The following is a 24,021-nucleotide window of genomic DNA, read 5'->3' as shown; positions in this document are numbered from 1 at the left end:
GGGGACCAGCTGGCCGTCCGCTACGGGTGTTCGGTCGCGCTCTTACCAAGGTCGTGGTCGCGCGCGAACGCGATCAAAGCCGGGCGGGTGGGCAGGCCGGTCTTGGCGAGCAGGCCGCTCACGTTGTTGCGGATGGTCTTCTCCGCCAGGAAGATCCGGCGGCCGATTTCGGCGTTGCTCAGGCCCTGTGCGACCAGGCGAAGAATCTCGACATCGCGCGCAGTGAGACCGTCAAAGCCGGCCACCGCGGGACCCTGTCCTGGTCGGCTGAGGATCCCGGGAATGCGGTCGGCGAGGTGCCTGTCGAGCACGAACTCGCCGCGGGCCAGAGCGAACACGGTGCTGGCGATGGACTCGGCCGCCGTCTCCTTCAGGAGGTAGCCGCGGGCGCCGGCGCGCAGCGCAGCCATGGTCGCGGCGTCCGTCCCGTCCATCGTCAGGATGAGCAGGGCGACCGTCGGGAACTCGGCCGTGATGCGGCGAGTGGCCTCCACCCCCGAGCCGTCGGCAAGGTGCAGATCCATGATGACCACGTCGGGCCGATGCGTCGCGACGCAGGCCAGGGCGTCGGCCACGGTGCCGGCCTGCGCGAGTACGTCGATACCGTCCTCGGCCAGCAACGCCACCAGTCCGTGCCGGAACACCGGGTGGTCGTCGACGACGACCACGGACGCGCGAGCGTCGGCGTGAGCGGTCGCCGTCATCGGGAGACCTCCGCCGCCGCGATGGGCAGGCGCGCTCGCACGGCCGTCCCGAGACCTGCGGTCGATTCGAGGCTGAAGTTGCCGCCGAGTTCCTCGATCCTCGCCTGCATCGAATGGATGCCGAGGCCTCCCGGTCGGCTGGCCGCACCCCCGATGCCGTCGTCGCAGACCGCGAGGTCGAGCAGGCTCTGCTCGACCCGCAGCCGCACATTGATGGCGCTGGCCTGCGCGTGGCGGTGGGCGTTGGTGAGGGCCTCGCTGATCACGCGGTAGGCCACCACCTCGAAGACCGGCAGGACCGGATCGAAGTCCTCGACGTCCACGACGACCCTCGGTGCCCCGTCGCAGCAGGCCAGCGACCGCACCGCGTCGGCGAGGCCGACATCCTCCAGGGCCCGGGGACCGAGCGCGTCGATAACGCTGCGCAGGTCGCTCGCGGCGTGCGCGATGGTGGTGCTCAGGACCGTCAGCGCGTCGTCCACGCCTGCCGTGTCGTCGCGCTGCAGGCGGCGTCGCGCGGTCTGCGCCTGCAGCGCGGCCGCGGCCAGGGACGGGCCCACGTCGTCGTGCAACTCGCCCCGCACCCGCCGGCGCTCGGCCTCGCGGGCGACCGCGAGGCGTTCGCGCGAAGTCGACAACTCGTCGGTGAGACCGACGGCGGCGACGGCGTTGGCCAGGGGCGCGCACAGGTCGAGGATAAGTCGTTCGTCGGCGCGCGAGAACGTCTCCCCGGGCGCGCGCGGGCTGATCTCCAGCCGTCCGACCTCCACGGCTCCGGACCGCAGAGGGACTGCGATCGCCGCGCGCCCGTCGGCGCGACCGACGAGCAGCACGCCGTTGCGCAGGATTCGCACCCCGGGGCTGCGCAGTCGGTAGGCGAGATCCTCGGCGGCCCGTTCGAGCGCACCGAGCGGGTCCGCGCCGCCCGAGAGCACCTGCGTCGTGTGCGCGAGCGCCGCGTAGGGGTCGCCTCGGTCGCCGTAGAGCCAGTGCCCGATCCACCGCTGCAACAGGCCGCGGACGGGTCCGAATGCGAGAGCGATGACGGCGGTCGCGATGACAGACCCGAGCCGGCCGTGGACATGGAGCCAGGTCGAGGCCACCTGGACCACGAGCACGTAGACCCCGATCAGCACGCCGGACAACGCGGCCCAGGTGACGCTGCGTCCGATCGCCAGCTCGATGTCGTACAGCCGCAGTCGCAGCACCGACAGGAGCGCGGCGGCCGGGATCAGCAGGAAGCACGCGTCTTGGAGGACGACGCCGGGAGTTCCGAGCGGGCCCGCGATGGAAAACGCGACAACGACGACCACGCCGGCGGCGAACAACGGCAACAGTTGGCGACGGCCCCGCTGGTCGGCGTGGACCATCCTGAGGATCAGCACGACGAGCGAGGCGATGGAGCAGCCCAGCACGCCGACGAGTGCCACACCGGTCGCGATGTCGGCGCCGGGGACCCCGACGGGGTTGGCGATCGTCGAGTGCGGCCCGCTGTGGAGCGGAGTCGACAGCGCCTGGCCCACGGTGACCGCCGCGATCAGCACCAGCTCGGCCCGCAACAGCCAACGCTGCCAAAGCTGTTCGGTCCCTTCCGGGAACACCAACGGCAACACGGTGACGATCAGCAGCAGGCCCGGGACCCACGACCACTCCGACAGCCAGATGGCCCACCGGTAGCCGACCTGTGCGGGCCGTGCCGCGTCGGCGAGGCCGGAGCAGAGCAATCCGAACCCTGCGGTGATCCCGACCGCGGCGAACAAGAGCGCGACCGAGTGGCGGGGTCGCCGTACCAGGATGAGGGCTGCCACCAGACCGCACGCGACGGCCAGTGCAGCGTCGCCGATCTCGTGCCCGGTGACCAGGTCGTCGAAGCTCGGCCTGCTCAGGGACATGACCAGCCCCGTCAGCGCCAGCGCGGCCGGGATGACGGTACACGTCAGCGCGAGGCCCCGACGGTGACGGGGCCTCACGGCGGACGCGATCGACATAGCCCAGGATGGGAGCGGGAGTCTGACCCGGTCAAGCAGAACGCGGACCGGTGCGGGCAACCAGGATGACCACGGCGCCCGCGGCCAGAGACCAGATCAGTCCCACCAGCGACGCGACGCCCACGCCCACCGTGCCGGAGGCGAGAGCCCCGACGATGGTGAGGACGGAGAGCCACCAAGGCACGACCCGGGCCATCAGGACGCCGATCATCAGCAAGAGCATTCCGAGCGACAGCACCGGGATGGCGACGAACGAGATCGGCAGGGCGGCAGTGGACTTGTCAGGAAGTCGAGCACACGCACCTGCGCCGCGCTGTCGACCGTGGCGTGATGCATGCCCCAGGCGAGGTAGCCGTCGACGACCTCGCCCAAGGCGTTGCTGATCCCGCCCACGATCAACAACGCGCCGCCGACATACCGAAGGACGGCACCCCGGCGCGTGTCGATGCGCCACAGGGCGACCGCCAGGAGCACGAGGAGCAGCGAGGCGAGCGCGTAGACGAGGTGCACGGCGAGCAGTCGATCCGCCACCGCCGGGATGTGGGCCACGACGTTGGCGGTGGAACCGCCGAGGTCGGGGAGGGCGACGTTGCTCAACGTGAACAGCACGGGTGCTGCGACAGCGAGCACGGTCGTCGTCGCGGCGCGGAGCGCGCGGGTCGGGTCGGAGTCGAGCCGCGGCACGGTCGGGTCGAGAACCGTCGCGGTCTGGGTGGATCCGGTCATCTGTGTCTCCAGGCGTGATCGTCGTGGGCGACGGACCGTGCGGCCCGCTGCGCCAACGATCGAGCGCCCGACGTCCCGGCGACCAGGGACACCGGTCCCCACTCCGAGCGACCGCGGACCGGCGGTTCAACGGTCGAAACGGCCGATCGCCGACCAGCACGTAGGCTGACCTGTTGTGGCTGTCGATTTTCCCGCTGAACTGAAGGACCTGCGTACGACGATGGGGTCGGTGCGCGAGGTCAGCGACCTCGACAGCCTCCGCGCGCAGATCAAGGACCTGGAAGCGCAGTCCGGCGCCCCCGACCTGTGGGACGACCCCGAGCACGCCCAGGCCGTCACCAGCCGGCTGTCGCGCGCCAACTCCGAGCTCGAGCGCATCGAGACCATGGACCAGCGCATCGACGACCTGGAGATCCTGGTGCAGCTCGCCATGGAGGAGAGCGACGAGGACGCCGTGCAGGAGACCGAGCGGGAGCTGCGGTCGTTGCAGAAGGCCGTCAGCGAGCTCGAGGTCAAGACGCTGCTGTCGGGGGAGTACGACCAGCGCGCCGCCGTCGTGACGATCCGCTCCGGTGCGGGCGGGGTGGACGCGGCCGACTTCGCCGAGATGCTGCTGCGCATGTACCTGCGCTGGGCGGAGCGCCACGGCTACTCGACCAAGGTGATGGACACGTCGTACGCCGAGGAGGCCGGGCTGAAGTCCGCGACCTTCGAGGTCAACGAGCCTTACGCGTACGGCAACCTCTCGGTCGAGGCCGGCACCCACCGGCTGGTGCGGATCAGCCCCTTCGACAACCAGGGCCGCCGGCAGACCTCGTTCGCCGCGGTCGAGGTGGTGCCGCTCATCGAGCAGACCGACGCCATCGAGATCCCCGACAACGAACTCAAGATCGACGTCTTCCGCAGCTCCGGCCCCGGCGGCCAGTCGGTCAACACCACCGACTCCGCGGTCCGGATGACGCACATCCCGACCGGCACCGTCGTCTCCATGCAGAACGAGAAGTCGCAGATCCAGAACCGCGCCGCCGCCCTGCGCGTGATGCAGTCACGCCTGCTCCTGCTGCGTCGGGCGGAGGAGGCCGCGGAGAAGAAGGAACTGGCCGGCGACATCAAGGCCAGCTGGGGTGATCAGATGCGCTCCTACGTGCTGCACCCGTACCAGATGGTCAAGGACCTGCGCACCGACCACGAGGTCGGCAACACCGCGGGCGTCTTCGACGGCGACATCGACGGCTTCATGGAGGCCGGCATCCGCTGGAAGCGCACCGGGGAGCGCGAGGCGGAGAACGCCTGACCCCTCACTCGGGCGGGCCGGGTCGGTCCGTAGCGGTCAGGCGTGACTCGACCCGGGCGACCTTGGCGTCGAGCTGACCGTCGTACCCGGGCCGTAGGTCGGCCTTGACCACCAGGCTGACCCGCGGGCTGTGCTTCGCCACCGCGTCGCAGGCGGCCTTGATGACCGGCATGCACTGGTCCCAGTCGCCCTCCAGAGTGGTGAACATCGAATCCAGGCGGTGCGGCACGCCGGACTCGCGAACGACGCGGATCGCGTCCGCGACCGCGGCGCTCACCGAGCCGTCCGGGTCGTCGGTGGTGGACGGGGCGACGGAGAAGGCGAAGAGCATGCGTTCACGGTATGCGCAGTCGGCGAGTCTGCTCGGCGAAGGGCGGCCGGCGGCATAATCTCGGCCGCGAAGGGCCACGCCAGTCCCACCAACCATGCCATCACTGCCAGCCCCGTCGCAGCCGAACACCGAAGGACCCCACCCCCGCGCATGATCCGCTTCGAGAACGTCACCATGAAGTACGGCGCCAACGACGCGCCGGCTCTCGACGACGTCTCGCTCGACATCGGCCGGGGCGAGTTCGCGTTCCTGGTCGGTGCGTCCGGCTCCGGGAAGTCGACCCTGATCCAGCTGACCACCCGTGAGCTCGTCGCCACCCGCGGCAAGATCCTGGTCGCCGGCAAGGACCTGCGCGCGATGCCCGACCGGCGGGTGCCCATGCTGCGACGCGAGATCGGCGTGGTCTTCCAGGACTTCCGGCTGCTCGACGGCAAGACCGTCTACCAGAACGTCGCGTTCGTGCTGAAGGTGCTCGGCGCCAAGCGGCACGTCATCAAGCAGCTGGTGCCGGAGACCCTCGAGCTCGTCGGTCTGGAGGGCAAGGCACGCCGGATGCCGCACGAACTGTCCGGTGGCGAACAGCAGCGGGTCGCCATCGCGCGGGCCGTGGTGAAGAAGCCGCCGATCCTGCTGGCGGACGAGCCGACCGGCAACCTGGATCCGGAGATCAGCGAGGACATCGTCAAGGTGCTCGACCGCATCAACAAGACCAACACCACCGTCGTGGTCGCCACCCACGATCAGGGCATCGTCGACAACTTCGCGAAACGCGTCATCGAGCTGCGCGGCGGCACCGTCATCCGCGACGAGCAGAACGGGCGGTACGCCGAGATGCTCGCGCCGACCTCGGCGCGCCGGACCCGGCCCGCGGGAAGCCCCGGAGGTCCGGGACGTCCCGCACGCAGACCCGCCGAGGACCCGACGACCGTCGCCGGCTCGCCGGCAGATCGCTGAGCGGCACCGGTATGCGACTGCAGTTCATGCTCGGGGAGATCGCCAGTGGGATCCGCCGCAACGCCTCGATGATGGCGTCCGTCGTGCTGGTCTCGATGATCTCGTTGTTCTTCATCGGCACCGGTCTGCTGGCGCAGCGAGAGGTCGATCTCGCCAAGGGGTACTGGTACGACAAGGTGCAGGTCTCGGTGTTCCTCTGCACCTCCCAGAGCAGCGACGTGCCGTCGTGCGCCGACGGCGCGGCCTCCCCGGTGCAGACGGCGTCGATCAAGCGCGAGTTGCTGGCCCAGCAACCGCTCGTGGAGCAGGTCTACTACGAGTCCTCGACGCAGGCCTACAGCCGCTTCAAGACCCAGTTCGCGTCCAGTCCCTATCTGTCGCAGATCAGCCCGCAGTCGATGCCGGCCGCGTTCCGGGTCAAGCTGAGCGACCCCAAGAGGTACGGCGACGTCGCGAGCCTGGTGAGCGGCGCGGACGGCGTCGAGGCGGTGAGCGACCAGGGCAAGGTGCTCGACACGTTCTTCAAGATCCTCAACCTGCTCAGCATCGGCGCCGTCGTCCTCGCCGGCCTGATGGCGGTGTGCGCGGTCCTGCTGATGACCACGACGATCCGACAGGTGGCCTTCTCACGCCGGCGGCAGGTCGGCATCATGCGGGTCGTCGGCGCCTCGAACTCGGTGATCTACCTGCCGTTCGTGATCGAGACGATGGTGGCGACCCTGCTCGGTGCGGTGCTCGCGATCGCCGGCCTGTGGGCTCTGATCCACTTCGGCATCAACCATCTGTTCAACCACGTCGGCAACGGCGGGGACCTGGTGAGCCTGATCGGCACCGACGATCTGTGGGCCATCACGCCCTGGATGTTCCTCGGCACGGTGGTTCTTGCGTTGTTCACGGCCTGGTTGACCCTCCGACGCCACGTCCGGGTGTAGGTATTCGCTATGCCGATCCCGGTGCGTATCGTGCGCGTCCTCGCCGGCGCCCTCGTGGCGATCAGTGCGACGACGGTGTCGGTGCGTGCGTATGCCGATGATCCCGGCACCGCGAAGAAGAAGACCGACGCCCGCATCAGGACCACGGTGGCCGACCTCGACGACATCGGCGTGGCGTTGGTGGCCGCACAAGCCAGGTTGGACAGCACCACGAAGGCCGTCGCCGGCGCCCGTCGGCAGGTGAGCGCCAAGCAGTCCGCCCTGACCGGAGCGCAGAACCACAGCACGATCGTCGCCGGTGAGCTCAGCGCCGCACAGGCGACCGAGGGCAAGAACGCCGCGGCCATCAAGCTCACCGCGGCCGCCCAGGCGCGCACCACGATCCTGGTCGGCGGCATCGCCCGGCGCAGCTACGAGGCGGGCGGTCTCGGCAACTTCGCGTTGACGCTGCAGATCCTGGGATCGGGCGGCTCGAACGGCTCGGCCGTCGCCGATGAGGCGTCGATCGCCGACCTGCTGCTGCGCCAGCAGAACGGCGTACTGACCAAGCTGTCCAGCCAGCGCGCGACCCAGAAGGCGCAGGGGCTGACCCTTGCTGCGACCCGCCGGCGGGTGGCCGGGTTGAAGATCCAGGCGGACAACGCGGTCATCGCCGCGACGACGGCACGCAACGAGGCGCAGACCGCGCAGACCCGGCTCGTCGCCCTGCAGCACAGCCAGACCGTGGCCCGCAACGGCCTGTCGAAGCAGAAGACGGTCGAGCTGGCCAATCTCAAGGTCCAGAAGGCCGAGTCGGCGCGGCTGGGCGGCATCCTGCGGGCCCGCGCGATCGCTCTCGCCAGACTGCAACGGCGCGCGTGGTCCACCGCGACGGCCAAACCGGCCGCGTTCGCGCCGCGCGGCAACGGCTTCTTCACCCCGCCCATGCCGCTGTCCAGCATCGTGTCGGTCTTCGGCATGCGGCTGAACCCGGTGTTGCACGTGATGATGCTGCACGCCGGTGTCGACTTCCCGTACGCATGTGGCACGCCGGTGCGTGCGGCCGCTCCGGGCACCGTGATCGAGGCGGCCACCGACAGCATCGCGGGCGGCCACATCGTGATCGACCACGGTTTCGTGCGAGGTCAGAACCTCGCCAGCGAGTACGAGCACCTGAGCCGTTTCGTGGTCCGCAGCGGGCCGGTCCAGCGCGGCCAGCTCATCGGGTACTCCGGTACGACGGGCCGCTCCACCGGCTGTCACCTGCACTTCGCGGTGCTCGACAACGGCACCTACGTCGACCCGATGATCTGGTTGCAGTAACCGGTTTGCCCCGCTCCGTACCATTGACGGGTGCCCAGAGAATCCGGCAAGAAGATCATTGCCAACAACAAGAAGGCGCGTCACGACTACCTCATCGAGGACACGGTCGAGGCGGGCCTCGTCCTCATGGGCACCGAGGTCAAGAGCCTGCGGATGGGTCGCGCCTCCCTCGGCGACGGCTACGCCAGCGAGCGTGACGGCGAGCTGTGGCTGGAGAACGTGCACATCCCGGAGTACCTCCAGGGCACCTGGACCAACCACTCCGCGCGCCGCCGTCGCAAGCTGCTGATGCACCGCGAGGAGATCGAGAAGCTGCTGATCAAGTCGCGCGAGAGCGGGCACACGCTGATCCCGCTGTCGCTCTACTTCGTCGACGGCAAGGTCAAGGTCGAGATCGCGCTGGCCCGAGGCAAGAAGCTCTACGACAAGCGGCAGGCACTGCGCGAGCGTCAGGACGACCGCGAGGCGCAGCGCGCCATGTCGCTGCGCCGCAAGCTCTAGGACTTTCTACTCGCCGGTGTTCCGGGTGATGCGCCACAGCGTCAGACCGGCGAAGAGAGCGGTCAGCACCAGGAGCATCGACGCGGCGAGCGTGCCGTTGCTCACCGTGTGCTGCCACAGCGGGTCCTTGTCGTTGAGCGTGAACCGGTCGAGGTCGACGGTGACCGCGGCGAGGCTGAACCCCCACCGCGCCGGCGCCAGCCAGGACACCTGCTCCAAGACGATCCGGCCGGTGACGGGGAACAGGCCGCCGCACAGCACGAGCTGGGCCATGATCGAGACCACCAGCAGCGGCATCACCTGCTCGGAGGTGCGCACCAGGCTCGACATGAGCAGGCCGAGCGCCATCGCCGACAGCGCGGTGAGCCAGCAGGCGATGATCAGCTCCAACGTCGGCGAGCCGAGGAGGACGGCGCTGCTCGGCGGCGCCTTGCGCGTCTCGACCAGCAGCACCAGCACGACCGCCTGGAGCAGGGTGAGCAGGCCGAAGATCAGCAGCTTGCCCAGCACGTAGCCGGTGCTGGACAGGCCGACGGCCTTCTCCCGCTTGAAGATCGCTCGTTCGCCGACGAGCTCGCGGACGCTGACCGCCGTACCCATGAAGACTGATCCGAGGATCAGGATCACCAGGATCTGGCTGGCCTCGATGCCGGCACGCGGGACCGGCTGGCCGCCCTGCAGGAACGTGGTGAAGGACATGCCGTATCGGCCGGGCACCACCATCGTGAGCAGCGCCAGCACGATCGGCAGGAGCACCATGAAGGCGGCGTAGCCGCGGTCGGCGAGGATCACGCGCAGGTGCCGGCGGGCCAGGGTCGACAGCTGCGAGGTGATGCTCTGCTGGCGCGGGGGCCGTTCCTGCGGGCCGCCGAGACCGCGCGGTGCGCGCAACGGGCCCGCCACCTGCTCGTCCTGCATCGGTGAGGTCCGGAACCGGTGCTGTACGCCGTCGGGATCGGCCGTGACCGTGTTGAAGACGTCCGCGTGATCGCGGGCGCCGAAGAACGCCAGCAGCTGGTCCGGCGGGCCGAAGTAGGCGACCTTGCCGCCCGGCGCGAGCAGTAACACCTTGTCGCAGACGTGCAGGTTGGCGACGCTGTGGGTGATCACGGCAACCGTCCGGCCGCCGTCGGCCAAGTCGCGCAGGGTCTGCATGACCTGCTTGTCCAGGCCCGGGTCCAGCCCGGAGGTCGGCTCGTCCAGGAAGAGCAGGGACGGCCGGGTCAGCAGCTCCAGTGCCACCGAGGTGCGTTTGCGCTGCCCGCCGGACAGACGGTCGACGCGGGTGTCGGCGTGCGCGGACAGCCCGAGTTCGGCCATCACCTCCTCGACGCGCTGCATCCGCAGGTGCGCGTCCAGGTCGTCGGGGAAGCGCAGCTCCGCTGCATACCGCAGCGCCTGCCGCACGGTGAGCTGCCGGTGCACGACGTCGTCCTGCGGGACGACGCCGATGCGGTGCCGCAGGTCCTGGAAGTTCTGGTAGAGGTCGCGGCTGTCGTAGTAGACCTCGCCGCTCGTCGCCGGCTGGGAGCCGGTCAGCGCCTTGAGCATCGTGGACTTGCCCGCGCCGGACGGGCCGATGATCGCCAGCAGGCTCGACCCCGGCAGCGCGAACGACACGTCGTCGAGCAGCAGCATGCCGTCCGACAGCGCGTACGACAGGTGGTTGGCGATGAAGGCGACGTCGCCCTGGTCGACGCTGGCGACCAGCTGCCCGTGTCGCACGGTGAATCGGGAGTGCCCGACCGCGAGCAGGTCGCCCTCGCCGAGGCGGCCCACCTCGACGCGCTGCCCGTTGACGTAGGTGCCGTTGCGGCTGCCGAGGTCGCGCACCTCGAATCCGCCGTCTTGGGGGGCCAGTTCGGTGTGGCGGCGCGAGACGAGCAGATCGTCGAGGACGACCTGGTTCTCCAGCCCGCGGCCGATGCCGAGGACGGCCGGTCCCGACGGCTGCCGTCCGTGCTGGTCCGGTCTGAACTGCTCGGGTGCCGGAATGACCTGCGGCACCGAGGAACTCACTGCGGCGTACCCGCCGGGCTCGGGTCGCCGCTCGGGCATCGGGCCGCTCGGCAACTGGTAGCGGTCGAACACCACGCCGGTGTTGCTGGGTGCCAGGGCGGGCGGCGTGAATCGGACCTGCAACGTCGGGCCCTGCGCCCCACCGAGCCGGATGACGCCCCCGGCCGGTACGACGGTCGGCGCGGTGATCTGTCGGCCGTCGATCCAGGTGCCGTTGGCACTGCCGAGATCGGTGGCGACGACGGTGGCGCCCTGGCGGGTCAGGCCGAGGTGACGTCGCGAGGCACCAGCCTCGGGGATGGACAGATCGCAGTCGCGTGACCGCCCGACGATGATCGACTCACCGGGCGCGAGCGGGCGTGCACCACCGGGGAAGGTCAGGGCGAGGTCACCCGCGTGGCCGCGGTCGTCGTGGCCGTCCATGGACGCGGCGGCTCAGACGCTCACGAGCCAGCCGTCGCGCACTTCGAACGTGGTGGCGCCGATGCCCAGCCGGTCTCCCTCGTGCAAGGCCGTGCGGTCGACGCGGTGTCCGTTGACGTAGGTGCCGTTGCGGCTGCCCAGGTCCTGCAGGACCAGCCCGTCGTCGTCCGCGGTGATCCGCACGTGGTGCCGCGAGACCAGCATGTCGTCCAACACGATGGAGTTGCCGCGTCCACGACCGATGGTGAGCGCCTCGTCGTCGTCGGCGTCCGCCGGGGGCTCGGGACTGCGCGGTTCGGCCGCCCGAGCGGGTTCCTGAGCCGGTTCCTGAGCCCGTTCCTGGGTCGGGACGGGTGCCGGAGCAGGTTCGCGAGCCGGTGCTGGAGTCGGTGACGGCACCGGTTCGGGGAAGGCGACCGGCGCCGGCTGCTTGTCCAGCGACGGAGCCGGTGTCAGGGCCGGGGCCGGCGGGTGGATCGAGGACTCGGTCACCGGTGCCGGCGGCACGAAGACCTCCCGCGGCTGCGGCGCGTCGAACGGGTGCGGGCCGGACCACCCGCGCGGGGCCGCCGGGGATGTCGTCCGCTGCCAGTCGATGGGTGCGGCCTGCGCCGTGCGCGTCTGCCGGTCGGTGCCGCCCTGCTCGCCGTAGTGCTGCCGAGCGGCGGAGTCGGTGCCCGACCGCCCCTGTCCCTGCGGGTCGTCGTACGGCGGCCGATCGGCTCCGGCCTGCTCACCGAAGTGCTGCCGAGCGGCACCGGTGCCGCCGCTCTCGGCCGGCCGGTAGGGATCGTGCGGGTGGCTCATCGCGTCTCCACTGGTCTTGCGAACTTGGTCACAACGGGCCCCACACTAATGCTGCACGGTGCGTGATCACTGCGGTCCGGACTACGTTGGATTCATGCAGGCATCCCAGGAACACCAGGCGACTGGGCGGCATCGAGTCGTCATCATCGGTTCGGGCTTCGGCGGACTCTTCGCCGCACGCGCCCTGAAGAATGCCGATGTCGACGTGACGCTGATCTCCGGCACCACGCACCACCTCTTCCAGCCATTGCTCTACCAGGTGGCGACCGGAATCCTCTCCGAAGGTTTGATCGCGCCGTCGACCCGGGAGGTGCTGGCCCGGCAGAAGAACGCGCAGGTCTTCTTCGGGCACGTCACCGATATCGACGTCGACAAGCGCCAGGTGGTCACCGACGCCCTCGACCAACGGCAGGTCTACGACTACGACAGCCTGATCGTCGCTGCCGGTGCCGGGCAGTCCTACTTCGGCAACGACCACTTCGCCCGGTTCGCTCCGGGCATGAAGAGCATCGACGACGCGCTGGAGCTGCGCGGCCGGATTTTCGGATCCTTCGAGCTGGCGGAGATGGCCGCGGCGTCCGGACGCACCGACGACGTGACGCGGTTGATGACGTTCGTGGTGGTCGGCGCCGGCGCCACGGGCGTGGAGATGGCCGGTCAGATCGCCGAACTGTCCAAGCGGACGCTGTCCCACGACTTCCGGGCCATCAAGTCCCAGCATGCGCACATCGTGCTGCTCGACGCGATGGACAAGGTGCTCCCGCCGTACGGCGACCGTCTCGGCGGCAAGGCCAAGCGCCGCCTGGAAAAGCTGGGGATCACCGTCACCCTCGGCTCGAAGGTCGTCGACGTCGACGCCGAGGGCATCGAGTACGAGTCGCACGACGGCACCCGGCACCGGATCGAGGCGCTGTGCAAGGTGTGGGCCGCCGGAGTCTCCGCCAGCCCGCTCGGCAGGATGCTCGCAGAGCGCACCGGCGCCCAGGTCGACCGCAACGGCCGCGTGCACGTCGAGAAGGACCTGACGCTGCCCGGCCACCCGGAGATCTTCCTGGTCGGCGACATGATCGCGCTGGACAACCTGCCCGGTGTCGCGCAGGTCGCGATCCAGGGCGGAAAGTACGCGGCAAAGCGGATCAAGGCCCGCCTCGCGGGAAAGCCCGACGACAAGCCGTTCCACTACTTCGACAAGGGCTCGATGGCGACGGTCTCGCGGTTCAGCGCTGTCGCCAAGATCGGCAAGGTCGAGGTCTCGGGCTTCGTGGCCTGGGTGATGTGGCTCGGGGTGCACCTCGTCTACATCATCGGCTTCAAGAGTCAGATCGGGACGTTCTTCCACTGGATCGTCTCCTTCCTCGGCCGCGGTCGCGGTGAACGCACCTCGACCGAGCAGCAGATCTACGCCCGGATCGCCATCCAGAAGCTCGGTGAGGACTTCACCCCGTCGATCACCAACTCCGACGCGGACCTCGAGCGGAGCCGCGCCGTCGCCATCGACCGCCTCGCCGGGGAGACCGGCTGAGCGGCGCGGCGTACCCGTCTCCCTAGGGTGGGGGCATGCCGCTGGACTATCAGGTCGAGACCCGCACGCTGCCCAACGGGTTGCGGGTGGTCGTCTCACCGGACCACAACGTCCCCACCGTCGCGGTCAACCTGTGGGTCGCCGTCGGATCACGCCACGAGGCCGTCGGCCGTACGGGGTTCGCGCACCTCTTCGAGCACCTGATGTTCCAGGGCTCGCGCAACGTCGCCGAGGGCGAGCACTTCTCCCGACTGCAGGCCGCGGGCGCCCGGCTCAACGCCACCACGTGGTTCGACCGCACCAACTACTTCGAGGTGGTGCCGACCGGCGCGCTCGACCTGGCGCTCTGGATGGAGGCCGACCGGCACGGTTTCCTGCTCGACGCGGTCAACCAGGGCAACCTGGACAACCAGCGTGACGTGGTCAAGGAGGAGAAGCGCCAGCGCTACGACAACCGGCCCTACGGCAACGCGCTGCCGGACATCTACGCGGCGGTCTTCCCCGAGGGGCACCCCTATTACCACAGCACCATCGGCTCGATGGACGATCTGGACGCCGGGTCGCTGGAGGACGTGCGGTCCTTCTTCGCGGCGCACTACCGACCGAGCAACACCGTTCTCACGTTGTGCGGCGATGTGAGCGTCGAGGCTGGATTCGACGCCGCCGCGACGTACTTCGGCGGCCTGCCCACCTTGGACCGACCGCCCGTACCGCCGTCCGCGCCGCTCGACCCGTTGACCGCCCCGGTGCGGGTGGAACGCCTCGAGGAGGTGCCGAGCGACCGGGTCTACACGGCGTTCCGGCTGCCCGGTGACCGCACCGAGGACTACCTGGCCTGCGAGCTGGCGATGGACCTGCTGGCCGGGATGGCCACGTCGCGGCTCTACCGACGCGTCGTACGCCGTGAGCGGCTGGCCGACCACGTCTTCCGCAGCGCGTTCGGTCTCGCCGGCGGGGTGTCGCTCGGCATGCTGGGCGCCGACGTCGCGCAGGGCCACAGCGTCGCCGAGCTGGAGTCCGCCGTGCACGAGGAACTCCGTGCGCTGGCGGCATCGCCGCCGACGGAGGAGGAGATGCAGGTGCTGCGGGCCGGCGCGACTCGGGACGTCCTGCAGGCGTTCGCGAGCACGCAGGAGCGGGCCGACTTCATCAGCCAGTACACCCTGCTGCACGACGACCCGACCTACGTGAACACCCATCTGGAGGAGTTGCTCGCCGTGACGCCCGAGCAGATCCGGCAGGCCGCGGCGCGGTACCTGCAACCGGACAACGCCGCGACGGTCGTCTACCGCAGGACCGACAGCGTGAAGGACGAGGCATGACGAGCATCGAACGCCCCCAGGTTCGACCGCCTGCCCCCTGGTCGTTCCCCGAGCCGGTCGACACGACGCTGCGCAACGGCGTGCCGCTGTCGGTCTTTCACCGCCCCGGCCAGCACGTCGCCTCGATCCAGGTCGTGATCCCGCTGCCCGCAACCGTGGAGCCGGCGGACCGCGAGGGCCTGGCCACGATCGTGTCGCGCACGATGGACGAGGGCACCCGCTCGCACACAGCGGACGAGTTCGCCGGCCTGCTCGAGGGCAGCGGCATCGCGCTCGGCGCGAGTCAGACCCTGCTCGGTCTGACCGTGCAGCTGGAGGTCGCGACCGGTGCGCTGCGGCCGGCGCTCGAACTGGCCCTGGAGTGCCTCACGGAGCCCGCCTTCCCAGAGGAGGAGGTCAGTCGCCATGTCGCGCAACGGCTTTCCGACATCGAGCACGAGCTGGCCGACCCGGGCTCGCGGGCGGCATTGGAGTGGATCGACGCCTACTACGACCCGTCCGCACGGGCCAGCCGCCCGGTCGCCGGACGCACCGCGACCGTCGGTGCGATCGGTGCGGCCGACTGCCGTGACTTCCACGCCGCGCACGTGACCCCCGACGCCGCTCGGGTGGTGATCGCCGGAGACCTCGACGCCGCTCAGGTGCACACCGCCGTCGACGCCACCTTGGGCACGTGGTCGTCGAAGGGCGCAGCCCCGGCCACCTCCGGCGTACTGGACCTGCCGCGCACCCGCGGCGACCGGGTCGTCTTCGTGCACCGGCCCGGGTCGGTGCAGACCCAGGTGCAGCTCGGCTGGGCCGGACCGCCGCGTCGCGTGGACGGCGGTTGGGCGCCGTACCCGGTGCTCGGGTACCTGGTCGGCGGCTCGCCCGGGGCGCGCATCGACCGCGTGCTGCGCGAGGACAAGGGCTACACCTACGGATTCGGTGCGGGCTTTCGGCCCCGCGGCGCCAGCGGCACGTTCGTGGCTGGGGGTTCGGTGCGCGGCGACGTCACGGCGCCGGCTGTCGAGCTTCTCTGGGAGGTGCTCGACGGCATCGCCGACGGCTTCACCCCGGAGGAGCTGCGCTCGGGCGTCGACTACGTGGGGATGACCGCACCGGGTCGGTACGCCACCGCGGACGCGGTCGCCGACGAGGCGGCCGCACTCGCCCTGGACGGGCTGCAGACCGGGTTCGTCACCGACTATCTGAGCGACCTGCGGCGCCTCTCCGCCGATGACCTGGCACAGGCGTGGGCCCGGTGGGGGAGTGAGCCGCGCACGCTGGTGCTGGTCGGTGATGCCGAGGCGCATGCGGACGCCGTACGCGCTCTCGGCCGCGGTGATCTCACGGTCGTCTGAACGAGACCGCTCAGTCGATGTCGAGGACGGCCGCGTAGGTGCCGATGCCGACCAGCGCGTCACCGCGGGCCGTGCCGTCCGGGTAGTGGATCTGCTCGAGCAGACCGGTGCTGGGGTCGAAGTCGACGTCCTTGACCTCTCCGAGGTCGTCGCCACGGGTGCTGAGCGCGCGCTTGCCGATGAGCTGGTAGTCCTTGTCGGACAACTCCTTCATCGGACCGTCGGCCACCGACAGCACCTCGACGTCGGCCACGGTGACCGCGTCGTCGCCGAAGCCGGTGATGTCGCTCCAGGCGAGGATCTCGCCGTGCTTGTCGGTCTTGCGCAGCACGAGCGCTGAGATCCTGCGCTGCGGGACGTCGATCACGAACCGGGACACCTTCCCGATCGTCTCCGCGGTGGCGAGGCTGACGACCTTGAGTCCGGTCGCCTTCTTCAAACGCATCAGCGGTCCGCCTTCAACTGGGCCCGGAACTGCTCGACGGCCGCGCCGAAACCGGCGAGGTCGTGTCCGACGAAGTCCTTGGCGCTCGCCGGCACGATGAGGTGCTCGCCGGAGACGGAGATGGTGTCCGGCAGGGGGATGAGTACATCGGTGCCGCTGCTGCCGAGCGCTTCGGAGGCCTCGATCTCGTATCCGACGACGTCGCACTGCCCCTCGCCGCCCTGCGACACCTCGATGATGACGTCGACGACCTTGCCGAGATCCACGCCCGCGTCGGTGAGCACCTGCGAGCCCAGCACGTTGCCTCCGGATCCGCCGCTCGAGGCGGACCTGTCCAGCACGGCGCCGGTGGATTCCAGGGCGCCCTCGTCGGTGATCATCACCGCATCGGCGCCGAGCGAGGCGACCGAGGTCCAGGCCAGTGCCTGCTTCAGCGGACCGGCGAACAGCCCGCGTCCCGCCAGGGTGAAGCCGCCGACCTGACCGCCGCCCGCGGCGTACACCACGTCCTTGATCTGGGCGACGTCTTCGCCGCCCATGGTGACCACCGGCAGCTTCGCGAGCTTGGAGGTGCGCATGAGCCGGGTCATCGGTCCCCGCCGCCCTTGGTGCGCGGTGAACCGGCCGGGTCGACGATCACGCCGCCGCGCCGCCGCCGAGCCTGGATGGCGAGGACGGCCCCCACCAGCAACAGGACGACCACCACGATCACGATCAACCAGACCCACCAGGTCATCGCGGAACCTCCATGTTGTCAGTCGAACTCGTCGTACGACGGTCACGCCCGGACGGCTGCGTCCACGCGGCCGACCACTGCTGCCGACACTAGTCCACACCCAGGGGTGCAACATGACGACCGAGGGCCCGAACCCTCAGCAGCCGGCGCGGCGTTCGGTGCCGCCCTCGACCATGTCGCTGCTCGTGCACCGCGTAGAGGAGTACGCCCGGCACTGCGGGCACGCCGACCTGCTGCGGGAGTGCGTGGACGGCCGGGTCGGCCAGTGAGGCCCTCCCGTCAGGAGCCGAAGGCCTCGGTGAGGACGTCCAGACCCTCGTTCAGCAGATCGTCGGAGATCACCAGCGGCGGCAGCAGACGGATCACATTGCCGTAGGTGCCGCAGGTCAGGATGACGACACCCTGCTCGTGACACTTCTTGGCGACGGCCGCGGTGCGTGCGGCGTCCGGCTCCTTGGTGCCCGGCTTCACGATCTCGATCGCGAGCATGGCGCCGCGACCGCGCACGTCACCGATCTCCGGTGTGGTCTCCGCGAGGGTGCGCAGGCGTGCCTTCACCAGCTCCTCGATGTGGGTCGCGCGCTCGAGCAGGCCGTCGGCGGCCATGGTCTCGATGGCGCCCAGGGCAGCGGCGCAGGCGACGGGATTGCCGCCGTACGTGCCGCCGAGGCCGCCGGCGTGCACGGCGTCGAGCAGCTCGGCGCGACCGGTCACCGCGGCGAGCGGCAGGCCGCCGGCGATGCCCTTGGCGGTGGTCACCAGATCGGGCACCACGCCCTCGTGGTCGCTGGCGAACCAGGAACCGGTCCGCGCGAACCCGCTCTGCACCTCGTCGGCGATGAACACGATGCCGTTGGCCGTGCACCAGTCCGCCATCGCGGCCAGGAAGCCCGGCGCGGGCACGATGAAGCCGCCCTCGCCCTGGATCGGCTCGATGATGACCGCGGCGATCTGGTCGGCGCCGATGGCCTTCTCCGCGGCACCGATCGCGCGCTGCGCGGCCTGCTCGCCCGTCATGCCCTCGGGGTCGCGGAACGGGTACGACGTCGGCACGCGGTAGATGTCGGAGGCGAAGGGTCCGAAACCCTTCTTGTACGGCATGGCCTTGGCGGTCAGAGCCATCGTGAGGTTGGTGCGCCCGTGATAGGCGTGGTCGACGGCGACGACTGCGGTGCGACCGGTCGCGTAGCGCGCGACCTTGATCGCGTTCTCGACGGCCTCGGCGCCGGAGTTGAAGAGCGCCGACTTCTTGGCGTGGTCTCCGGGGGTCAACTCCGCGAGCTTCTCCGCGACGGCGACGTACTCCTCGTACGGGCTGATCATGAAGCAGGTGTGGGTGAAGTCCGCGACCTGCTGCTGGACCCCGGCCACGACGCGCGGGTCGGAGTTGCCGACGGTCGTGACCGCGATGCCCGACCCGAGGTCGATGAGGGTGTTGCCGTCGACGTCCTCGATCACTCCGCCGCCCGCGCGGGCGACGTAGACGGGCATCGTCGACGCGACTCCGGCCGCGACGACCGCGGCACGGCGTTCGGCCAGCGCGCGGGACTTCGGGCCGGGCAGCTCGGTGCGCAGCTCGCGCCGCTGGGCCAGATCGGTGTGCTCGACGACGGTCATGGGTACTCCTTCGGGACGGCTCCGGAACGACGTCGACATCGTCCCGGGAGAAGTGTGCCACCGCGCTCTTTCGATATCGAAAAACGGATCAGCGCAGGCGGGCGAGGACCTCGTCGTGCAGCAGCCCGTTGGTGGCGACCGCGTTGCCGCTCCAGCAGCCGTCGCGCCCGTCCAGTCCGGTGAACCGGCCGCCGGCCTCGGTGACGATCGGCACCAGCGCGGCCATGTCGTAGTCCTCCAGCTCCGGCTCCGCAGCGATGTCGACGGCGCCCTCGGCCACCAGCATGTAGGACCAGAAGTCGCCGTACGCGCGGGTGCGCCAGCACTCGTCCATGAGCGTGACGACGGCGTCCAGCCGGTCCCGCTCGCGCCAGCCGGTCAGGCTCGAATAGGAGAACGACGCATCGGACAGCTTCGAGACACCTGAGACCGCAATGGGTTTCGCGCTGGAGAGGGACCGGCCGGTCCAGGCTCCGGTGCCCCGCCCGGCCCACCAGCGGCGCCCCAGCGCGGGCGCCGAGACAAGGCCGACGACCGGTTCGCCGGCGTCGATCAGGCCGATGAGGGTGGCCCAGACGGGCACGCCGCGCACGAAGTTCTTGGTGCCATCGATCGGGTCGATGACCCACTGGCGCTCACCGGTGCCGGTGACGCCGTACTCCTCGCCCTTGACGCTGTCGCGCGGGCGGGCCCGGGAGAGCTGGGAGCGGATGATGCGCTCGGCGGCGAGGTCGGCCTCGCTCACCGGTGTCAGATCGGGTTTGGTCGAGACCGAGAGATCGTCGGCGCGGAACCGCTCGGTGGTGGTGGGCTCGACCGCGTCGGCGAGCACGTGCGCGATCCGCACGTCGTCCTCGTACACGCGGTCAGCGGGTGGGATCATCCCGAGACCGTATCCGCGGCCGTAGCCCCGTCGCGCGCCATCCCGATGCGCAACACGTCGTGCAGGTCGTCGGCGAGCTCGTGCGCGTCCACCAGGGTGCGGCTGACCGGCGGGAGTTTGGACAGGATGCGCTGCAGCCGCGCGGCCATCGCATCGGCGTGCAATGTCGCGGGCGGGTCGACCGTCCAGCACGCAGCGAGCACCGTGTACGACACCTTGTTGAGGGCCGCTTCGAGCGCACCCCAGCTGCCGAGCGTGAGCGGCAGATCCTCTTGGGCGATCTGCAGCACCTGTGCGCACTGCAGCTGCTCGAAGGACAGATCACGGCGCGACTCGAAGCCCGCGGGCGTCGACTGCTCGCCGTCCGCCAGCATCACCAGGACACGCTCCAGCGCGCGCAGCGCGCGCCGGTACTGGCGGCGCACCAGGACGATCGGCGTCCCACGGCTGCTGACCCAGATCACCGCGAGTGACGATGCAGCCCCGACCGCCGTGTCCACGATCCGCAGGCCCGCGATGTGGCCCACCGGCTGGTAGGGGTTGTTCGCGGTGGAGATGAGCAGCGCCATCGGCGTGATGAAGATCCCGCCGAGCGCGTAGTTGCGCACCACGACCATCTGCATGGCGAAAACCAGCAGCAGGGCGACGCCGAGCAGGAGCAGGCCGCTCACGTGCATCGCATGCAGCGCGAAGAAGACGAGCACCCCGGCCAGCGTGCCGGCGAGCCGGTGCAGTGCGCGGTGGGTCAAAGAGAGCCGGTCGGCCCCCACCGTGATGATGAGCGCGGTCGTGAGCACGGCCCAGTAGGGGTGCCCGAGATGCAGTCCATAGGAGATCGCGCAGGTGATGAGGACCGCGGCGGCGAGACGACGTGCCGCGAGCCAGGGCAGCGACCGCTGGGACAGCCCCCAGCGCAGCAGGTAGGGGAACGACGGCGACCCCAGGTAGCGCTGCTCCTCCATCTGGGCGGCCGCGATCGGGGCGTCGTGCAGTCCGGCGAGGGAGATGCGTCGGACCAGCTCGGTATGCACCTGTCGCAGTCGCAGATTCGTCCGGGTCCATCGCCGGCTGTGCGGGGTGGAGCCGACCGCGGCCTCGAGAACCGTGCTGGCACGGAACACCGCGGCGTAGGCCCGGTCGCGCAACCGGCCGCGTTCGGCGGGATCGCCCTCATCGGGGACGGTGCTCGTGTACGCGTGCACGGCCTCCTCGGCCTCGTCGATGGCGTCGTCCACGGTGGTGTCGCGGCGCGCGATCTGCAGCAGCAGCGACGCCAGACACGCGCTGCCGGTCCCGAGCGCGTTGATCTCCACCACGGTGTGGACCGGCACGTGCACGGTCGGCAGGTACGACGCGATCGCCGCACCCATGATCAGGAACATCGGCCCGGGCTGCTCGCCCACCAGCGCGTTGTAGGCGAGCACGACCACCAGCGAGATCAGGACGAGGACGACGGTGAGCAGCCAGGGTCGCGAACCGGTGAGCGCGCCGAGGGTCACCGAGGCGAGGTATCCGACGTACATCGTGGACAGGATGATCAGCCGCTCCCGCCACGGCCTGGAGCGCGCGATGGTCGCCAGGAAGGCTCCGGTGAGACCGATGATCGCCAGCGAGGGCGACAGGACGAGGCCGACCACCGTGAGTGACACGGCGGTGAGGAAGGTCGCCTCGAGCGCGAACTTCCAGCGGCCCGGGGCGACCGGTTTGATCTCGGTGAAGTTGAGCACCTGCCGGCTGACAGTCTCCGGCACACCCCAGGTCGCCACGGTCAGTGCTCGTCGGGAGCTGGCAGGACGGGTTCTTCGGGCTCGTCGGGCGTCGTCGCGTGCTCGTCGGAGGTGCCGGCGCGCGAGCGCAGCAACCGGCGCAGCGACTCCAGTCGCGACGGGCCCGCCGGCCCGGCGTTGCCGCTCGCGACCCAGGCGTCCAATCCGCACTCCGGCTCGTCGTGGGTGCACCCGCGAGGGCAGTCGTCGGTGCCCGCCGCCAGGTCGGGGAAGTGGTCGATGATCCGGTCCAGGTCGACGTGCGCGAGTCCGAAGGACCGCACGCCCGGGGTGTCGATGACCCACCCGCCGTCGGCGAGGGGGAGCGCCACCGCGGAGGTGGAGGTGTGCCGACCCCGGCCGGTGACGGCGTTGACGATGCCGATCGCGCGGCCGGCGTGCGGCACGAGCGCGTTGACCAGCGTGGACTTGCCGACCCCGGAGTGGCCGACGAGCACGGTCATCCGGTCCTGCAACCGCTCGCGCAGGTCGGACAGGCCGTCGTCCGCATCGTCGCCCTTGGTGCCGCTCATGGACGTCGTCACCACGTACGGCACGTCGAGCGAGACGTAGTCCTGCAGGAACTGGGCCGGGTCGCGCAGGTCGGACTTGGTGAGGACCAACAGCGGGTCCATGCCCGCGTCGTACGCCGCCACGAGACACCGGTCGACCATCCGCGGTCGGGGCTCCGGGTCGGCCAGCGCCGTCACGATCGCGAGTTGGTCGGCGTTGGCCACGATGACCCGCTCGATCTTGTCCGAGTCGTCCTCGGCGGTCCGGCGCAGCAGGCTGGTCCGCGGTTCGATACGTACGATCCGCGACAAGCTGCCCGGGTCGCCGGTGGTGTCGCCCACCAGACCCACCCGGTCGCCCACGACCACGCTCTTGCGGCCGAGCTCGCGGGCGCGCATCGCGATCACTGGCCGGTCGTGCACGAGGCAGGTCCACCGTCCGCGGTCCACGCCGATGACCAGCCCGATGACGGCGTCGGCATGCGCCGGACGCTCCTTGGTGCGCGGCCGCGAGCCGCGGCGCCCCGGGCGCACCCGGACGTCGCTCTCGTCGTACTCGCGCTGCCTGCTCACCGGGTCCCGACCCGGTCAGCGTTGCCCAGCATCGAGTCCCACAGCGTCGTGAAGGTGGGCAGGGTCTTCGCCACGGTCCCGATGTCCTGCACCTGCAGCCCGGGCACCCGCAGGCCGAGCACGGCACCCGCCATCGCCATCCGGTGATCGGCGTAGGTGTGGAAGAGGCCGGGCGACAACGGTTTCGGACGCAGGATCAGACCGTCGTCGGTCTCGGTGACGTCGGTGCCGAGGGCGCCCAGTTCGGCGGCGAGAGCGGCGAGCCGGTCGGTCTCGTGCCCGCGCAGATGGGCGATGCCGTGCAGGTGCGAGGGAGCGTCCGCCATCGCGGCCAACGCCGCGATCACCGGCGTCAGCTCGCCGACGTCGTGCAGGTCGACGTCGAGGGAGCCGATCTGGCCGTCGCCGCGCACCGACAGGCCGTCGCGATCCAGGCGCACCTCGGCGCCCATCATGTCCAGGATGTCGCGGATCTGGTCGCCGGCCTGGGTCGTGGTGTGCGGCCACGCAGGCACGCGCACCTCACCGCCCGCGACCAGCGCTGCGGCGAGGAACGGCGCGGCGTTGGACAGGTCGGGCTCGACGTCGACGTCGAGGGCGAAGATCTCCGACGGCTCCACACGCCACTGGTTCGCGTCGCTGTCGTCGACGATGACGCCGGCGTCGCGCAGCACCTCCACCGTCATCTCGATGTGCGGCAGCGACGGCACCGGTTTTCCGTCGTGCACGACGGTCACGCCCTCGTCGTACCGCGCACCGGCCAGCAGCAGCGCCGAGACGAACTGGGAGGAGCCCGACGCGTCCAGGTGCACGGTGCCGCCGGCCACCCGTCCCGACCCTTCGATCGAGAACGGCAGCCCGTCGCCCTCGACAGGCACGCCGAGCGCGCGCAGCGCGTCCAGCACCGGACCCATCGGCCGGCGCCGTGCACCCTCGTCACCGTCGAAGTGCACCCGTCCACGCGTCAGCGCGGCCACCGGAGGCAGGAACCGCATCACGGTGCCCGCCAGGCCGCAGTCGATCTGGGCGGGGCCGCGCAACGCGGCGGGGTCGACCCGCACCGTCTCGGCGTCCTCGCGGTCGATGCGCGTGCCGAGCGCACGCAGCGCGTCGGCCATCAGCAACGTGTCACGAGACTCCAGCGGAAGTCGCAACCGGGAGGTGTCTGCGGCGAGCGCCGCGAGCACCAGATACCGGTTGGTGAGGGATTTGCTGCCGGGCACCGTGATGTCGGCATCGATCGGGCCGGCCGCGTGCGGCGCCTGCCAGTCGTGCGGATCCAGGGGAGGGTTGCTCATCGGGACCTACGGTATCGGCGCCC

The 24,021-nt window shown here is 70.3% G+C and carries 23 protein-coding genes and 1 pseudogene; 9 read left to right on the top strand and 15 right to left on the bottom strand.

Going from position 1 to position 24,021, the window contains the following annotated elements; all coding sequences use genetic code 11:
- Window positions 1–20 precede the first annotated feature (20 nt).
- From J4030_RS11250 to J4030_RS11235, 4 genes are all read right to left on the bottom strand, one after another.
- Window positions 21–704, bottom strand: coding sequence for a response regulator transcription factor (locus J4030_RS11250; RefSeq protein WP_208049312.1), 684 nt, complete (start codon window positions 702–704; stop codon window positions 21–23).
- Entirely contained in the window at window positions 701–2,596 is a 1,896-nt protein-coding gene (locus tag J4030_RS11245) for a histidine kinase (RefSeq protein WP_208049311.1), read from the bottom strand. Before J4030_RS11245 ends, J4030_RS11250 begins: the two co-directional genes overlap by 4 nt.
- Window positions 2,597–2,723: 127 nt before the next feature.
- Entirely contained in the window at window positions 2,724–2,903 is a 180-nt protein-coding gene (locus tag J4030_RS11240; RefSeq protein WP_208049310.1) for a hypothetical protein, read from the bottom strand.
- Window positions 2,903–3,418, bottom strand: coding sequence for a hypothetical protein (locus J4030_RS11235; RefSeq protein ID WP_208049309.1), 516 nt, complete (start codon window positions 3,416–3,418; stop codon window positions 2,903–2,905). Before J4030_RS11235 ends, J4030_RS11240 begins: the two co-directional genes overlap by 1 nt.
- 175 nt (window positions 3,419–3,593) lie before the next feature.
- Here J4030_RS11235 and prfB point away from each other — a divergent pair, with 175 nt between their 5' ends.
- Entirely contained in the window at window positions 3,594–4,712 is a 1,119-nt protein-coding gene (gene prfB, locus J4030_RS11230; protein WP_208049308.1) for a peptide chain release factor 2, read from the top strand.
- Between the two features lie 4 nt (window positions 4,713–4,716).
- On the opposite strand, the gene J4030_RS11225 is transcribed toward prfB, so the two are convergent.
- On the bottom strand, window positions 4,717–5,043 hold the full coding sequence (locus tag J4030_RS11225; RefSeq protein ID WP_208049307.1) for a thiamine-binding protein: 327 nt from the start codon (window positions 5,041–5,043) through the stop codon (window positions 4,717–4,719).
- A 150-nt stretch (window positions 5,044–5,193) separates the two neighbouring features.
- Here J4030_RS11225 and ftsE point away from each other — a divergent pair, with 150 nt between their 5' ends.
- Genes ftsE through smpB form a run of 4 tightly spaced genes read left to right on the top strand, consistent with a single transcriptional unit; the run spans window position 5,194 to window position 8,732 of the window.
- On the top strand, window positions 5,194–5,997 hold the full coding sequence (gene ftsE, locus J4030_RS11220; RefSeq protein WP_208049306.1) for a cell division ATP-binding protein FtsE: 804 nt from the start codon (window positions 5,194–5,196) through the stop codon (window positions 5,995–5,997).
- Between the two features lie 11 nt (window positions 5,998–6,008).
- Window positions 6,009–6,929 (top strand): permease-like cell division protein FtsX, encoded by a 921-nt coding sequence (gene ftsX / locus J4030_RS11215; protein WP_208049305.1) that lies wholly within the window; start codon window positions 6,009–6,011, stop codon window positions 6,927–6,929.
- A gap of 9 nt (window positions 6,930–6,938) precedes the next feature.
- On the top strand, window positions 6,939–8,231 hold the full coding sequence (locus J4030_RS11210; RefSeq protein ID WP_208049304.1) for a M23 family metallopeptidase: 1,293 nt from the start codon (window positions 6,939–6,941) through the stop codon (window positions 8,229–8,231).
- Between the two features lie 30 nt (window positions 8,232–8,261).
- Window positions 8,262–8,732: an SsrA-binding protein SmpB gene (smpB, locus tag J4030_RS11205; RefSeq protein WP_179479408.1), complete on the top strand. Its 471-nt coding sequence runs from the start codon at window positions 8,262–8,264 to the stop codon at window positions 8,730–8,732.
- Window positions 8,733–8,738: 6 nt separating this feature from the next.
- Here the strand turns inward: smpB and J4030_RS11200 are convergent, their stop codons facing one another.
- Together J4030_RS11200 and J4030_RS18290 are read right to left on the bottom strand one after the other, a co-directional pair.
- Window positions 8,739–11,174: an FHA domain-containing protein gene (locus J4030_RS11200; RefSeq protein WP_208049303.1), complete on the bottom strand. Its 2,436-nt coding sequence runs from the start codon at window positions 11,172–11,174 to the stop codon at window positions 8,739–8,741.
- A 12-nt stretch (window positions 11,175–11,186) separates the two neighbouring features.
- Entirely contained in the window at window positions 11,187–11,981 is a 795-nt protein-coding gene (locus tag J4030_RS18290) for an FHA domain-containing protein (protein WP_208049302.1), read from the bottom strand.
- Between the two features lie 94 nt (window positions 11,982–12,075).
- Here J4030_RS18290 and J4030_RS11190 point away from each other — a divergent pair, with 94 nt between their 5' ends.
- From J4030_RS11190 to J4030_RS11180, 3 genes are read left to right on the top strand one after another with little or no spacing between them, the layout of a single operon-like run.
- On the top strand, window positions 12,076–13,503 hold the full coding sequence (locus J4030_RS11190; RefSeq protein ID WP_208049301.1) for an NAD(P)/FAD-dependent oxidoreductase: 1,428 nt from the start codon (window positions 12,076–12,078) through the stop codon (window positions 13,501–13,503).
- A 35-nt stretch (window positions 13,504–13,538) separates the two neighbouring features.
- Window positions 13,539–14,825 carry a pitrilysin family protein gene (locus tag J4030_RS11185; protein ID WP_208049300.1) on the top strand — a complete coding sequence of 429 codons (1,287 nt, stop codon included), beginning with the start codon at window positions 13,539–13,541 and terminating at the stop codon, window positions 14,823–14,825.
- Window positions 14,822–16,168 (top strand): pitrilysin family protein, encoded by a 1,347-nt coding sequence (locus J4030_RS11180; RefSeq protein ID WP_208049299.1) that lies wholly within the window; start codon window positions 14,822–14,824, stop codon window positions 16,166–16,168. Before J4030_RS11185 ends, J4030_RS11180 begins: the two co-directional genes overlap by 4 nt.
- Before the next feature lie 10 nt (window positions 16,169–16,178).
- On the opposite strand, the gene J4030_RS11175 is transcribed toward J4030_RS11180, so the two are convergent.
- The 3 genes from J4030_RS11175 to J4030_RS11165 are packed head-to-tail and all read right to left on the bottom strand — an operon-like array spanning window position 16,179 to window position 17,349.
- The gene (locus J4030_RS11175; RefSeq protein WP_208049298.1) at window positions 16,179–16,613 is read right to left on the bottom strand and encodes a PRC-barrel domain-containing protein; all 435 of its coding nucleotides are present in this window, start codon (window positions 16,611–16,613) and stop codon (window positions 16,179–16,181) included.
- The gene (locus J4030_RS11170) at window positions 16,613–17,191 is read right to left on the bottom strand and encodes a PRC-barrel domain-containing protein (protein ID WP_208049297.1); all 579 of its coding nucleotides are present in this window, start codon (window positions 17,189–17,191) and stop codon (window positions 16,613–16,615) included. Before J4030_RS11170 ends, J4030_RS11175 begins: the two co-directional genes overlap by 1 nt.
- A gap of 8 nt (window positions 17,192–17,199) precedes the next feature.
- Window positions 17,200–17,349 carry a hypothetical protein gene (locus J4030_RS11165; RefSeq protein ID WP_208049296.1) on the bottom strand — a complete coding sequence of 50 codons (150 nt, stop codon included), beginning with the start codon at window positions 17,347–17,349 and terminating at the stop codon, window positions 17,200–17,202.
- A 137-nt stretch (window positions 17,350–17,486) separates the two neighbouring features.
- On the opposite strand from J4030_RS11165, the pseudogene J4030_RS18285 reads away from it, so the two are divergent.
- A pseudogene (locus tag J4030_RS18285) lies at window positions 17,487–17,618 on the top strand (DUF664 domain-containing protein); the annotation flags it as partial.
- 10 nt (window positions 17,619–17,628) lie between these two features.
- Here J4030_RS18285 and gabT read toward each other — a convergent pair.
- The 5 genes from gabT to aroA form a co-directional block, all read right to left on the bottom strand.
- Window positions 17,629–18,966 (bottom strand): 4-aminobutyrate--2-oxoglutarate transaminase, encoded by a 1,338-nt coding sequence (gabT, locus tag J4030_RS11155; protein ID WP_208049295.1) that lies wholly within the window; start codon window positions 18,964–18,966, stop codon window positions 17,629–17,631.
- Between the two features lie 88 nt (window positions 18,967–19,054).
- Window positions 19,055–19,849: a histidinol-phosphatase gene (gene hisN / locus J4030_RS11150; RefSeq protein ID WP_208049294.1), complete on the bottom strand. Its 795-nt coding sequence runs from the start codon at window positions 19,847–19,849 to the stop codon at window positions 19,055–19,057.
- Entirely contained in the window at window positions 19,846–21,615 is a 1,770-nt protein-coding gene (locus tag J4030_RS18535) for an FUSC family protein (protein ID WP_208049293.1), read from the bottom strand. Before J4030_RS18535 ends, hisN begins: the two co-directional genes overlap by 4 nt.
- A 2-nt stretch (window positions 21,616–21,617) precedes the next feature.
- Window positions 21,618–22,700, bottom strand: a complete 1,083-nt coding sequence (gene rsgA, locus J4030_RS11140) for a ribosome small subunit-dependent GTPase A (RefSeq protein ID WP_208049292.1) — start codon at window positions 22,698–22,700, stop codon at window positions 21,618–21,620.
- Window positions 22,697–23,998: a 3-phosphoshikimate 1-carboxyvinyltransferase gene (aroA, locus tag J4030_RS11135; RefSeq protein ID WP_208049291.1), complete on the bottom strand. Its 1,302-nt coding sequence runs from the start codon at window positions 23,996–23,998 to the stop codon at window positions 22,697–22,699. The genes rsgA and aroA overlap by 4 nt, the downstream gene beginning before the upstream one ends.
- Window positions 23,999–24,021 lie beyond the last annotated feature (23 nt).

Source organism: Allobranchiibius sp. CTAmp26, assembly GCF_017565405.1.
GTDB lineage: Bacteria > Actinomycetota > Actinomycetes > Actinomycetales > Dermatophilaceae > Allobranchiibius.
The sequence above is the reverse complement of the archived record's forward strand: the minus strand, read 5'-3'. Positions and strand labels throughout refer to the sequence as shown.